Origin of the sequence: Balneola sp., assembly GCA_003712055.1 — a bacterium.
Lineage (GTDB): Bacteria > Bacteroidota > Rhodothermia > Balneolales > Balneolaceae > RHLJ01.
On sequence record RHLJ01000005.1, the window covers coordinates 267,656 to 281,080 of the forward strand.

The window sequence follows — 13,425 nt, forward strand, 5'->3', positions numbered from 1 at the left end:
TCCATATGGAAGTAAGAAGAGCTAAAATTTCTTCGGTAGGACATTTTCTGCCAGAAGATCGTTTGACTAATTTCGATCTTGAAAAATTAGTTGATACAAACGATGAATGGATTAGAACGAGAACTGGAATTACAGAGCGCAGAATCCTTAAGGATCCAGATAAGGCAACTTCATATATGGGAGAAAAAGCCGCTAAGGAAGCTCTCGAACTTGCTGGTGTATCTCCTGAGGAAGTGGATATTGTGATTGTTGCTACCGTTACTCCGGATTATATGTTTCCTGCCACAGCTTGTTTGGTACAAGAAAAAATTGGAGCAAAAAATGCCTTCGCTTTTGATATTTCAGCAGCGTGTTCTGGGTTTTTATACGCTCTTACAACAGGTGCTTCTTTTATTGAAAGTGGAAATGCAGAAAAAGTGTTAGTAATTGGGGCAGATAAGATGTCTTCAATTCTTGACTGGAGTGATCGAACCACCTGTATTCTTTTTGGTGATGGAGCCGGAGCTGTACTTTTAGAAGCTTCTGATGATGAAACAGGAATCATAGACAATATCCATTACACTGAGGGCGATACCAATTGTGCATTGTATCAACCGGCTGGGGGAAGTTTACTTCCTGCATCACATGAAACCGTTGACCAGAGAATGCATGCCATTAGGCAAGATGGTCGTGCAGTTTTCAAAAAAGCTACCATGGGAATGGCGGATGTGTCTCTTGAGATAATGGAGAAGAACAATTTGACCGCTGAAGATGTGGCATGGTTAGTACCTCATCAGGCTAATTTGAGAATCATTGATGCTACCGCTAATAGAATGGGAGTTTCTTCTGATAAGGTTATGATTAATATAGGTCGGTATGGAAATACCACCGCCGCGACCATTCCTTTATGTTTATATGACTGGAAAGATTCTCTGAATAAAGGGGATAATCTCGTATTAGCTGCTTTTGGTGGAGGCTTCACCTGGGGCGCTACTTATGTAAAATGGAGTATCTAAAATGAGTACGGCGTATCTGTTCCCGGGACAAGGTTCTCAATTTGTTGGCATGGGGAAGGAACATTTTGATTCAAACCCTGATTTTGCTGCGTTAGTAAAAAAGGCAAATGAGGTTCTTGGCTTTGACCTCAGCGCGATTATGTTTGAAGGCCCTGAGGAGACACTTAAACAAACTGAATTTACACAACCAGCCATATTTCTTCATTCAGTAGCTCTTTTCAAGACACTTGATGCTACACCTGATATGGTTGCTGGTCATAGCCTCGGTGAATTCTCTGCATTAGTTGCTTGTGGAGCAGTTCAATTTGAGGATGCACTAAGAATTGTTCGCAGAAGAGGTGAACTCATGCAACAAGCCGGATCACAAAATCCGGGTACTATGGCGGCAATAATTGGGATGGATGATGAACTTGTTGAAGAAATATGCCAGGAAGCCAGCAAGGCTACTGGGAAAGAAGTAATCGCTGCTAATTACAATTGTCCAGGCCAACTCGTTATTTCCGGATATATAGAATCAGTTGAAAAAGCGGTTGAAATTGCTAAAGAAAAAGGTGCAAGGATGGCTATGTTACTTCCGGTTAGCGGCGCTTTCCATTCATCACTAATGCAACCTGCTTTAGATGGCTTGAGAGAGCAATTAGAACAGCTTCAAATAGAAGTGCCATCATGCCCGATTTATAGTAATTATACAGCCAAACCAACATCCGATCCTGAAGAAATAAGATCTAACTTGTTGAATCAGCTTTTGAATCCTGTAAGATGGACTCAAACCCTTACAAATATGATGGAGAATGATGCTACATCATTTGTAGAGGTTGGGCCAGGAAAAGTGTTACAGGGTCTGGTAAAACGAACAAACAGAAAAGCAGAAATTTCAGGACATCAATAAAAACACCTATGGGATTAACACTAGAAGGAAAATCATGTTTAGTAACCGGTGGTAGCCGGGGAATTGGAAAAGCGATAGCGCTTAAATTGGCAAACCTTGGAGCTGATGTTGCTATTACTTATGCGAGATCTGCAGATGCAGCTAATCAGGTAAAAGCTGAAATAGAAACGCTAGGAAGAAATTCAAAAGCTATACAAGCCGATGCTGTTGATTTTGGTCAGGCTGAAGCAGTTATCAATGAACTTGTTTCCGATTGGGGCAAAATTGATGTTCTGGTTAATAATGCCGGAATCACCAAAGATAACCTGATTTTAAGAATGGCTGAAGATCAGTGGGATGATGTAATAACCACGAACCTGAAAAGTATTTTCAACTACTCAAAAGTGGTTGCCCGCCCAATGATGAAGAATAGAGGCGGTTCAATTATCAATATTAGTTCGGTCGTAGGTATAACCGGAAACGCAGGCCAAAGTAATTATTCAGCTTCCAAAGCAGGGATTATTGGCTTCACAAAATCCTACGCCAAAGAATTAGCCTCCAGAAATATACGTGCCAATGTAGTTGCACCAGGCTATATCACTACTGATATGACGGATGCACTAGATGAAAAAGTACTGGATAGTATTAAAGCTGCCACACCCCTTGGACGAGCAGGTAATCCGGATGAGATTGCAGATGCAGTTGCTTTCTTAGCTTCTGACATGAGTAGCTATATAACCGGAGAAACCCTTCGTGTAGATGGCGGTATGGCAATGTAAACTATTGCAGATGCACAAATGAATTTTTATGTTAAACTAGTTTTAACTCAATCTAACTACCAATAAATACAATAGGACGAATTATGTCACAAGATGTCGAATCAAAAGTAACTGCCATTATCGTTGATAAATTAGGCGTTGATGAATCTGAGGTTACTTCAGATGCAAATTTCACTAACGATCTTGGCGCAGACTCTTTAGATACTGTAGAACTTATTATGGAATTCGAAAAAGAGTTTGATTTAAGCATCCCTGATGAAGACGCAGAAAACATCGCTACTGTGGGTGATGCTGTAAGTTATCTTTCAGGTAAACTATCTTAAAGCTTTTCCTTTTTTATGAGCGAACGTAGAGTCGTAATAACAGGCATTGGCGCTCTCACCCCAATTGGTGAGAGCGCTCCTGCTTTTTGGAATGGAATGCTATCGGGCAAAAGTGGAGCCCGACCAGTTGAACATTTCGATACCACCGATTTCCCAACCAAATTTGCAGCACAACTTGAAGGGTATAACCCTAAAGATCATTTTGAGCACAAAGATGCCAGACGTCTTGATCTGGTAGCTCAATATGCTATTGTTGCAACTCGGGAAGCTGTAGAGGACTCGGGCATTGATCTTGAAAAGATTAATAAAGACCGGGTGGCAGTTATTGTTGGAACCGGAATAGGTGGGATGAAGACTTTTTATGACCAATCCATTGCGTTTCATGAAAGAGGCCCAAGAGGAGTATCTCCCTTTTTCATTCCTATGTTAATCCCTGATCTGGTTGCAGGTCAAATCTCAATCCGGTATGGATTCCGTGGCCCAAATTTTTGTGCCGTTTCGGCGTGTGCTACAGGCTCTCATAATATCGGAATAGCCTACGATATGATTAAGTATGGTCAGGCAGATATGGCTGTAACTGGTGGAACAGAAGCTCCGGTTACAAGAATTGGAATCTCTGGCTTCAATGCCATGAAAGCAATGTCAACCAGAAACGATGAGCCGGAAAGAGCCTCAAGACCTTTCGATGTTGATCGAGATGGTTTTGTGCTAGGAGAAGGTGCTGGTATTTTCTTGTTGGAAGAGCTTGAATCTGCAAAAAAACGAGGTGCTCGCATCTACGGAGAACTCGCAGGTTATGGATACTCTGCCGATGCTTACCATATTACGGCTCCGGACCCGGATGGTGGAGGAGTTCAAATCGCCATGAATAATGCTCTTAATGCTGCAGGCATTAATGTTGAGGATGTAGATCACATCAACATGCATGGAACCTCAACACCACTTGGAGATATAGCAGAAACAAACTCGATTAAGAAAGTATTTGGTGCACATTCCAAAACAATCAATCTGAATTCCACTAAATCAATGACCGGCCATACCTTAGGTGCTGCAGGTGCCATTGAATCGGTAGCTGCTTTACTGGCAGTTTACCACGGAACCGTTCCTCCAACCATAAACCTGGACAACCAGGATCCTGAATGCGATTTAAATTACACTGCTAATGAGCCAGTAATAAGGGATATACGATATGCATTAAATAATGCATTCGGATTTGGGGGGCATAACTCAACACTAGTATTCAAGAAGTTCGAAAATTAAATGCGATCCCTTCTCAGATCTTTGTTTACCCGCAAAAGCAAAGTTTCTGCTTTAGAAGATGATCGTATAGTTAGCCTCGAGAAAATTATCGGGCTTAAAGTTGAGGATAGGGCACTATTCCAAAGAGCTCTTCGCCATCGCTCTATGCTTACCCAGGAGCAATACGCAAAATACGATTCTTATGAGCGGTTGGAGTTTCTTGGGGATGCAGTACTGGATTTGATTGCTGCAGAAATCCTATTCAATAAATACCCTAAAAAAGATGAGGGTTTTCTTACAAAGATCAGGGCAAAGTTAGTAAAGGGAGAAACTTTGGCTCAGTTTTCTACCCAACTTGGATTAGAAGACTTAATGGAAATGGGGGAAAGGTCTGGTAATACCAAGATTTCAAAGAGTATTTTAGCCGATGTGTTTGAGTCCATTATCGCCGCTATTTACATCACTAAGGGCTATTCAAATGCCTTCCAGTTTGTTGAGTATGTTTTTGATAAGTTTGTCAATTTTGAGGAAGTCATTCATACCGTTGATAACTACAAAAGTGCCTTGCTCGAATATACTCAAGCTGAACGTCTCCCTTTGCCTCGCTATAAAATGATAAATGAGTCTGGACCTGGGCATAACCGTACTTTTGAGGTTACGGTTTTAATTGGTGAAGAGGAGCTGGGAACAGGGATTGGGAAGAGTAAGAAAAAAGCAGAACAGCTTGCTGCAGAGGCGGCACTTCAGGTTCTAAATCTTACCGAAGAATAAAAAAGCACTACTTGTTTTTTGAGTGATTAAGCGCGATTCTTAGCCGTCATCTTGGCATTGGCTAGAATTTCTTCAGTACCTCATAATATGCTTGTACAGCTCATCAAACCAGAATTCCAAGAACTCATTGAGGCCAAAGATTGGGTTGGGTTGAAAGAGGTACTTGCCGATGTTCCCGCGGCGGATATTGCAGAGCTGTTAGTTGAGCTAGACGGTAGTGTGGCTGTAGTTGTTTTCAGATTGCTAAAAAAACCTGTAGCTGCCGATGTTTTTGCAGAACTCCCATCCGCTAAAGGGGTAGAACTTCTCGAACTTTTCAACCGGCAGCAGCTATCTGATGTAATGGGTAATCTCGAACCTGATGAGCAGGTGGCACTACTGGAAGAATTACCCGGACATCTCACTCAGAGTGTGATGAACTCGATGAATCCTGAGGATCAAAAGCAGATCAAAAAACTGCTGGGATACCCTGAGGATAGTGTGGGTAGGCTAATGACTCCCCGATATGTCAGAGTAAAATCTGATTGGACCATAGAAAGAAGCATGGTTCATATTAGAAAGTATGCGGAAGTAGCCGAAACCTTAAACGTTATTTACGTTGTTGATGACAAAGAGCATTTAATAGATGACCTCAAAATCACTCAGCTCATAGTAGGAAATCCAGAGGATACGATTTCAACTGTAATGGATGATACCTTTATTGCACTAAGCGCCTATGACGACCAGGAAGAGGCGGTAAAGATGTTTGCTAAATATGATAGGGTAGCCGTTCCGGTTGTTGATTCGGATGGAATCCTGGTAGGTATTGTAACGGTCGATGATATTATTGATGTGGCGGAGGAAGAGACCACCGAGGATATGCAGAAGATGGCCGCGATGGATGCTCTTGATGATTACTATTCTCAAACCACAATTTCTTCGATGGTAAAAAAGAGATTAGGTTGGTTAATCATCTTATTTGTGGGGCAGATTGTTACTGCATTGACTATGGGGCAGTACGAAGAGCTTTTGAGTAAAATTGTATTCTTATCATTTTTTGTACCGCTAATTATTGCAAGTGGCGGTAATTCCGGAGCTCAAGCAGCAACTCTGATTATTCGCGCACTAGCAACAGATGACATTAAATTTGATGATTGGAAAAAGGTTTTTGCTCGAGAGTTTCTTTCCGGTCTCATTTTGGGAAGCCTGATTGGAATTTTAGGTTTTGTAACATTAATAAGCTGGGAGCTTATTGCTGGAAATCCATTTGGTGAACAAATGTTATTAACCGCTTTAGTGGTTGCTCTCAGTCTTTTGAGCATTGTACTATTCGGAAATTTCATTGGAGCAATGCTTCCATTTGTTCTTTCGAAACTGGGCTTAGATCCTGCTGTTTCTTCAGCACCTTTTGTTGCAACAATAGTGGATGTAAGCGGAATCATTATTTATTTTTCGATAGCAATCTTATTCCTAGGAAAAATTTTACTCTAATCCCCAATACAACTAATGAAAGCATATCACGATCTGGTAAGAAGCGTACTTGAAAACGGTGTAAGAAAGGAAAACAGAACAGGTACGGATACAATCTCCAATTTTGCAGAATATTATAAAGTAGATTTAGCAGACGGTTTCCCGCTTTTAACTACAAAGAAAGTTTATTTCAGATCGGTGATTTTAGAGCTTTTGTGGTATTTGAGGGGAGAGGATCATATTCGCTGGTTAAGAGACGAAAATGATTGCCACATTTGGGATGCCTGGGCGGATGAAGATGGACATGTTGGACCGATTTACCCAGTGCTTTGGAGAAGATTCCCTTCGTTAGAAAAAGAAACGATTGAACTTGAAGGCCAGGCAGGAAAAATTGAAAAAGACATTTGGGTTCGCAAAGAATTTGATCAGGTACAAAGAGCAATAGATATGCTCAAAACCAATCCCAATAGCAGGAGGATTGTTGTTAGTACCTGGCACCCAGGCTTATTAGGAGAAATGGCGCTACCTCCCTGCCATCTTATGTACATCTTTAATGTTGCTAATGGACGTTTGAATTGCCACTTAACTCAACGTTCCGGGGACATAGCGTTAGGAATTCCATTTAACCTGGCATGCTACTCGGCGCTAACAATGGCAATTGCACAGGAAGTAGGTTTAGAGCCAGGTTTCTTCGCGCATACTATTGTTGATGCTCATATATACGTAAACCACGTAGATGGACTCAAAGAGCAACTAACGAGAACTCCAAGGGCTTTACCAACTTTGAAGATTGCCAATAAGCCGGTGGACGATCTTACGTATGAGGACTTTACCCTGGAGAATTATGATCCGGATCCTGTGATCAGGTTCGAGGTTGCTGTATGATTCTCACTATAGTTGTTGCTCATGATCCAAACCTGGTGATTGGCAATAATGGAGGGTTACCCTGGCGCTACCCCGAAGACCTAAAGCACTTTAAGTCTACAACACTTGGCAATACCATTATTATGGGACGCGGAGTTTTTGAAGAATTAAATGAAATTCCGTTGCCTGGAAGAAGGAACATTGTTCTCTCCAGATCAAAATCCTATGAAGGGGTAGAAACCTACAAGAGTTTAGAAGAAGCACTCAAAAATATTCACGATGAAGAGGTATTTATTATTGGTGGTGGGGTACTCTATAGGCAAACCCTATCTATGGTCAACAAAATGATTGTGACTGAAATAAAAAAAGAGTACGAAGGCGATACGTTCTTTCCAGAGTATAGAAGTGAGATTGGAAGTACCTGGACAGAAGTTTCAAGAGAAGAAACAGATAACCTCTCCTTTGTAGTATATATTAGGTCTACTATTTAAGAATACCGATTAAGAAAGATTAATCTTCCCCTCAATCGCTTTACTTTTACGTGCTTTTCATTATAATGTAAAGTCTAGGTAGATTTTACTAAAGGTATGCAATTAATAGATTTAGGTGCCGAACAGATAACTATCATTGCTGTAGTTCTAGTTGTTACTTTCATAACTACTTACGTTCTAGTAAGAAGATTAAGGAATAACAGGGAAAATGCTTTCTTACTTAACTCTTTGGTTCATGAACAAGATCAGTACATCGTTTTTTTCGACTTTGATTCGAACATAATCTTTGCCAATAATAAATTCCTTGATCTGGTTGGAGAGAAAAAGAAAAGAATATTTGGTAAATCCTTTGCTGATCTCCCTATTGATGAATTCGTCAAAAAAACATTTCTAAAACATAATGATGATATAATTTCAAGGCGGTCATCTTCTATTGTTTATAAATCTACGTTTACAAAAGGAGAGAGAGAAGAGTGGTTCCAGATTCAAAAGCGTACTATTGTTTCCAAGAAAGATGGGAAAGAATTTATTCTTACCGAGGCTACTGATGTATCGGGAAAGAAGTTTGTCGAAGATCGGCTTTACAATACTCAAACTGAATATAAGCAGCTTGTAGAATCTGCCCGGGATATTATCTTCAAAATAGATTTGAAGGGTAATTTCAACTTCGTGAATTCTATTGTAGAACAAATAGTAGGATTTACTGAGTATGAAATTTTATCCAAGAACTTCAATGACCTGGTTGCCGATGTTGATAAAGAAAGAGTGGAAAATTTTTACTACCAACAATATCAGGAGGAGAAGCCAAGTACATACATAGAGTTCAGGGTAAAAACTAAATCTGGTGAGATAAGATGGTTAGGGCAGTCAGCTACATTTATCAAGGACAGTGGGGTGATTGTTGGATTTCAGGCTGTTACAAGAGATATAACTGCTGCCAAAGAAACTGAGGAATACCTTAAGAAGGCCAAAGACATTGCAGAAGAAGCAAGCCGTACTAAGACAGGTTTTATTGCGAGTATGTCTCATGAATTTAGAACCCCACTCAATGCTATTTTGGGATACACTCAGATTTTAGGGCAAAGTGATGCTCTAAGAGATGTTGATAAAATTCACGTACAAACTATATCTAATGCAGGTGAACAGCTTCTGGGAATGGTAACTGATATTTTGGAACTATCTACTCTGGATTCTGATAGAACCAGACTTGATGTTGAATCCATTGCACTTGGGGCATTTTTCAGGGATATAGCAACCAAGATCTCTAAAAAGGCAAAGGAGAAAGGTCTAAAGTTTTCCATCGATGCAGTTGGAGATCTACCTGATGCTATCGAGACAGATCTGGATAAGCTCTCTACTATTATCAAAAATCTGTTAACTAATGCCATCAAGTTCACAAAGAGCGGATCAGTTGGGCTTTTCTACCGGGTTATTCAGGTAGATGGCAAGGATACTCTAAAAATAGAGGTAAAGGACACAGGTATAGGAATATCTGAGGATGCTCTTCGTCACATCTTTGAACCTTTTTGGCAGTTAGATAGCTTGAAAAATAATGGTACTGGTCTTGGACTTACTCTTTGCCAGAGACTGGCTGAATTTATGGGTGGAGATATTGAAGTAAAAAGTAAGCTTGACAAAGGAACTATTGTAACAGTACAAATACCGATCAAGATTCTCGACCAGCAGCAACTCATATCAGCTAAATCAGAGACTTCTCTTTCAATAACTGGCATTACTGTTACCGATAAGAAGAAGATAAGGGTACTAATTGTTGATGATATCGAACCCAATAGAACAATTACACGCTTGGTTTTAAAAGAAGAGGGCTATGAATATAAGGAGGCAGAGAACGGAAAAGAGGCAATTGATCTTTTAGAAAGTTTTGCTCCGGATGTTATCCTAATGGATATAAATATGCCGGTAATGGATGGGTTAGAGGCCATGCTCACAATACGAGCATCTGGAGGAAGGTTTGCTAACATTCCTATTATTGCTGTTACAGCTGGAGGTTTTAAAGGGGATCGAAATGAATTAATGGCTCAGGGATTTTCAGAATACATTCTTAAGCCTTTTAAAACTGATCATCTGCTTTCAACGATAAGTATGCTTCTTGGTAGAAAGACTGAAGTATCTGTCAAAGAACCTAAGGAAAGCTTCGAAGAAGTTAGTCCTGAAAAAATAGCTTCCTTCATTAATGCGATGGAAGAAGAAAAAAGAGAGAAAGTCTTTTCAGCTTTAAAAATGCAGGATTTTGATAGTCTGGTTGATTATATATCAACTCAAGAGTTTAAGTCTGAGGTCTCAGGACCTGAATACGAAAAGCTAATCTCGATAGCTCAGGATTACGACTATTTAACTATTACTAAAGTCGTAAAAGTACTCCAGGAGAGTTAAAGTTCTATCTCTTTTAAGTGTACACAATAATGCCTCAACACGGGTTGAGCAAGGGCAACAATATTTTTAGTATCAGCGGCTTTTGAGAACTCAATAGCTTCATCATCCAAAATCCAGATTCGATCATTCAGATATTTATAGGCCTCAGTTTGATCGTTTTCAAAACTGAAGTAATAGGAAGCTGATTCTGAATCAACTTTAATTCCTTTCTTCTTAAGTACTTTTAGAGTCTTTTTAGTCAGGCTCTTCACATCTTCTTTAGTTGGTGATTTTTCAATAAAAGACGTTCTAAATAATGATCGGGTTAAAAAGCGAAAACTTAAATCCGACAAAATAGGATCTTTGGAGTGCTGCCAAACTTTTATGTTTTGAAAGATATCGTAATCATCTAAAGACAAATACTGGTCTATTACGGTTTTTGTGATTCTCTTTTTTGCGGATTGTTCTTCTTTTAAAAAGTACTGGAGATTGGAAGAGCCGAAATCAACCTTTTTTCCATTAGCAAGTAATTCTCGAACTCGTAGGAAGATTTTTCTCAAAAGAGCATCACCACTCAGTACAGTTTTGTGAAGATAAACCTGCATATACATCAATCTACGGGCTATTATATAGTTTTCAACTGCGTATATCCCTTTCTTTTCGATGACAATATTTCCGTTAAACACACGCATCGTCTTAAGTATCCGATTGATCCCCACTGATCCTTCAGAGACTCCGGTAAAAAAGCTATCTCTGCGAAGATAATCGAGTCTATCCAAATCCAGCTGAGATGAAACCAATTGATGTAAGAATTTTTTTGGATACTGATTGGTGAAAATTGCAATTGCTGTATCCAGGGCTCCATCGAATTGTTTGTTGAGCTCTTTCATTATAGCAAGGCTCATCATCTCATGATTAAAATTGTTAATCAGAGAATGTTCGAGAGTATGGGATAGAGGACCATGACCAACGTCATGTAATAAAAGAGCAATTAATGTTCCTTCATATTCCTTATTGCTGATGGTTGTGTCTTTCTCTCTTAAATTATTTAATACTCGCTGCCCTAATTCCAGTGCTCCAAGAGCGTGTGAGAATCTGGAGTGTTCGGCTGCCGGAAATACGAGGTAACCCAATCCAAGTTGTCGGACACGTCTTAGTCGTTGAACATAAGGATGATCTATGAGTCTCAGGATTATTCCTTTTGGCACAGTTATGAAGCCATGGACGGGATCATTGAAGATTTTATAACGTGTACTTTTATCCATCGGCAGGAAGCTTAAACATCAATGGTTCTTTATTATCAATATTCGGCACAGCAGTAGGCCGGTTTCTTTTGATATCGAACCATACCCCTTTAGTTGTTGCAACGGCCAGCAAGTTTTTAGTTTCTGAATCATAAATAGCCTGAAAAGCTTCAACACTTGTATTACCAATCGAAAGGCAGCTGCTCCCTACAAGTAATGTAGCCGGATAATGTATTGGTTTTAAGTATTCCAGAGTACATTTCACAAGGACAAAAGCCTTCCCTTCGGCAAATGAATGTGCAAGTTCCGGTACCTGATTTACAAAATGTATTCTGGCTTCCTCAAAGTAGGTATTAAATACAGCGTTGTTTGCATGATTTAAGGGATCGAGATCTCGGAATCGGGTTTGAATAGTATGCCAGTAATAGAACAGATTGGGGTCGTAGCTAGGTCTCATCATTCTTCAAATTAGGGATTAGAGTAATAGGAATAAAGCTTTCGGAAAAGAATCAGCAGTCGTTCGTAGGTGGTCTTTTTCCTATATTCAGCTCAAAAAAATTCAGTATGAGCAAAACTAAAGCAGCACAATTTTTAGAAGAACTACTTACTACTCCAAGCCCAACCGGATATGAAAAAGCAGGAGTTAAGGTTTGGAAAAATTATGTGGAGGATTTTTCTGACGAGGTTGTAACTGATGATTATGGTTCATGTGCCGCAAAGATAACTATTAGTGGCGATGTAGCTACTGTAATGCTGGAAGCTCATTGTGATGAAATTGGGATGGTCGTCCAGCATATTACTGAACAGGGCTTTGTGTATGTGAGTAAGCTCGGAGGAAGTGATTCTACTATTGCCCGGGCAAAGAAGGTATTTATTCACAACAAAAAGGGAAGAGTAGTAGGGGTAACTGGTAACACAGCAATTCATCTTCAAACAGTAAAAAACGGAGGCGGGAAAGAACCAGCATGGAAAGATATTTATGTAGATATCGGAGTTACCAGTAAGGAAGAGGCATTAAAGCTGGTTCAAATAGGTGATCCAATCACTTACGCTTCAGATTCAGAATTCCTAAATGAAGACATTCTTACAGGTAGAGCACTTGATAATAGAATAGGTGGATATATCATAGCTCGGGCTTTGAAACGTCTTTCAGAGCAAAAAAATAAGCTCAAAGTGAATGTTATTGCCCTTAACTCCATCCAGGAAGAAGTAGGGGGCTTTGGGGCCAGAATGATGACGTATCGTTTTATGCCGGATATGGCTTTGGTTACCGATGTTACTCATGCTACAGACACGCCAGGTATCGATCAAAAAGATCATGGAACGGTGATATTAGGAGAGGGGCCTACCATTCAGCATGGAGGGGCTAATCATCCCAAACTTGTTGAGTTTCTTGAAGAGGTATGCGAGAAAAATGAGATCGAAGTGCAGCATGAGGCTACCAGTGTTCGAACCGGAACAGATACGGATTCTATTTTCTACCAACAAACCGGAGTACCAAGTGCCCTTATTTCTCTTCCGTTACGCTATATGCATTCCCCGGTTGAAGTATGCTCTATGAAAGATGTGGATAGGCTTATTACTGTTATGGTAGAAGCTGTATTAGCTATGAAGCCCGATCAGACATTTACAGTATTTGAATAGAATACTTAGTAAAAATCATCCAGATAAAAAGGAATAGACTGATTATCACAAATGGAATAATCAGAGTTCTTGTCAAAAGAGCTCTTCTGTATTTTCTTTGATAGATAATCCTACTCTTTCTTTGAAAGGTTTTAAGATCGAGTTTAGAATTAGATCGGGTATATCCTGACTTGCCTAGCTCTTTAAAGAAGGTCTTTTTTCTTAATTGACTGTTATTAAATTTTAGAATTTTACCTGCTTGAGTAACGAATCCCATCTTTCCTCCTTTTTTTAAACTCCAAGTAAGTACTTGAAAAAACTCCTAAATGTTACGTTTGGCAAATTAATTAAAACAAAAAAAGAGAGCTCCTTCGAACAGAACTCCCTTTTGTCAGTCGTCTATGTT

The 13,425-nt window shown here is 39.7% G+C and carries 14 protein-coding genes; 11 read left to right on the forward strand and 3 right to left on the reverse strand.

Translation table 11 applies throughout. The features are described from left to right. The first annotated feature begins 5 nt into the window (after nt 1–5). The 10 genes from ED557_13125 to ED557_13170 all read left to right on the forward strand — a co-directional run bounded on the left by ED557_13125 (nt 6) and on the right by ED557_13170 (nt 10,173). Nucleotides 6–995 (forward strand): ketoacyl-ACP synthase III, encoded by a 990-nt coding sequence (locus ED557_13125; protein ID RNC80064.1) that lies wholly within the window; start codon nt 6–8, stop codon nt 993–995. A 1-nt stretch (nt 996) separates the two neighbouring features. Next, on the forward strand, nt 997–1,884 hold the full coding sequence (gene fabD, locus ED557_13130) for a [acyl-carrier-protein] S-malonyltransferase (GenBank protein RNC80065.1): 888 nt from the start codon (nt 997–999) through the stop codon (nt 1,882–1,884). An 8-nt stretch (nt 1,885–1,892) separates the two neighbouring features. Continuing rightward, a complete protein-coding gene (fabG, locus tag ED557_13135; protein ID RNC80066.1) occupies nt 1,893–2,642 on the forward strand; it encodes a 3-oxoacyl-[acyl-carrier-protein] reductase in 750 nt (249 codons plus the stop codon). An 83-nt stretch (nt 2,643–2,725) separates the two neighbouring features. Next, nucleotides 2,726–2,965 carry an acyl carrier protein gene (locus ED557_13140; protein ID RNC80067.1) on the forward strand — a complete coding sequence of 80 codons (240 nt, stop codon included), beginning with the start codon at nt 2,726–2,728 and terminating at the stop codon, nt 2,963–2,965. 15 nt (nt 2,966–2,980) lie between these two features. Beyond that, complete coding sequence (gene fabF / locus ED557_13145) at nt 2,981–4,225, forward strand: beta-ketoacyl-[acyl-carrier-protein] synthase II (GenBank protein ID RNC80068.1); 1,245 nt, start codon at nt 2,981–2,983, stop codon at nt 4,223–4,225. Beyond that, a complete protein-coding gene (gene rnc / locus ED557_13150; protein ID RNC80069.1) occupies nt 4,226–4,975 on the forward strand; it encodes a ribonuclease III in 750 nt (249 codons plus the stop codon). It abuts the gene before it with no gap. A gap of 87 nt (nt 4,976–5,062) precedes the next feature. After that, nucleotides 5,063–6,445 carry a magnesium transporter gene (mgtE, locus tag ED557_13155; protein ID RNC80141.1) on the forward strand — a complete coding sequence of 461 codons (1,383 nt, stop codon included), beginning with the start codon at nt 5,063–5,065 and terminating at the stop codon, nt 6,443–6,445. Between the two features lie 15 nt (nt 6,446–6,460). Beyond that, nucleotides 6,461–7,309: a thymidylate synthase gene (locus tag ED557_13160; protein ID RNC80070.1), complete on the forward strand. Its 849-nt coding sequence runs from the start codon at nt 6,461–6,463 to the stop codon at nt 7,307–7,309. After that, entirely contained in the window at nt 7,306–7,779 is a 474-nt protein-coding gene (locus ED557_13165) for a dihydrofolate reductase (protein ID RNC80071.1), read from the forward strand. Before ED557_13160 ends, ED557_13165 begins: the two co-directional genes overlap by 4 nt. Nucleotides 7,780–7,875: 96 nt before the next feature. After that, nucleotides 7,876–10,173: a PAS domain-containing sensor histidine kinase gene (locus tag ED557_13170; GenBank protein ID RNC80072.1), complete on the forward strand. Its 2,298-nt coding sequence runs from the start codon at nt 7,876–7,878 to the stop codon at nt 10,171–10,173. On the opposite strand, the gene ED557_13175 is transcribed toward ED557_13170, so the two are convergent. Together ED557_13175 and ED557_13180 are read right to left on the reverse strand one after the other, a co-directional pair. Beyond that, entirely contained in the window at nt 10,170–11,417 is a 1,248-nt protein-coding gene (locus ED557_13175) for an HD domain-containing protein (protein ID RNC80073.1), read from the reverse strand. The genes ED557_13170 and ED557_13175 overlap by 4 nt on opposite strands. Beyond that, nucleotides 11,410–11,856, reverse strand: a complete 447-nt coding sequence (locus tag ED557_13180; protein RNC80074.1) for an acyl-CoA thioesterase — start codon at nt 11,854–11,856, stop codon at nt 11,410–11,412. The genes ED557_13175 and ED557_13180 overlap by 8 nt, the downstream gene beginning before the upstream one ends. 104 nt (nt 11,857–11,960) lie before the next feature. On the opposite strand from ED557_13180, the gene ED557_13185 reads away from it, so the two are divergent. Next, the gene (locus ED557_13185; GenBank protein RNC80075.1) at nt 11,961–13,040 is read left to right on the forward strand and encodes a M42 family peptidase; all 1,080 of its coding nucleotides are present in this window, start codon (nt 11,961–11,963) and stop codon (nt 13,038–13,040) included. Here ED557_13185 and ED557_13190 read toward each other — a convergent pair. Then, the gene (locus ED557_13190) at nt 13,024–13,296 is read right to left on the reverse strand and encodes a hypothetical protein (GenBank protein ID RNC80076.1); all 273 of its coding nucleotides are present in this window, start codon (nt 13,294–13,296) and stop codon (nt 13,024–13,026) included. The two genes, ED557_13185 and ED557_13190, sit on opposite strands and share 17 nt — an antisense overlap. Nucleotides 13,297–13,425 lie beyond the last annotated feature (129 nt).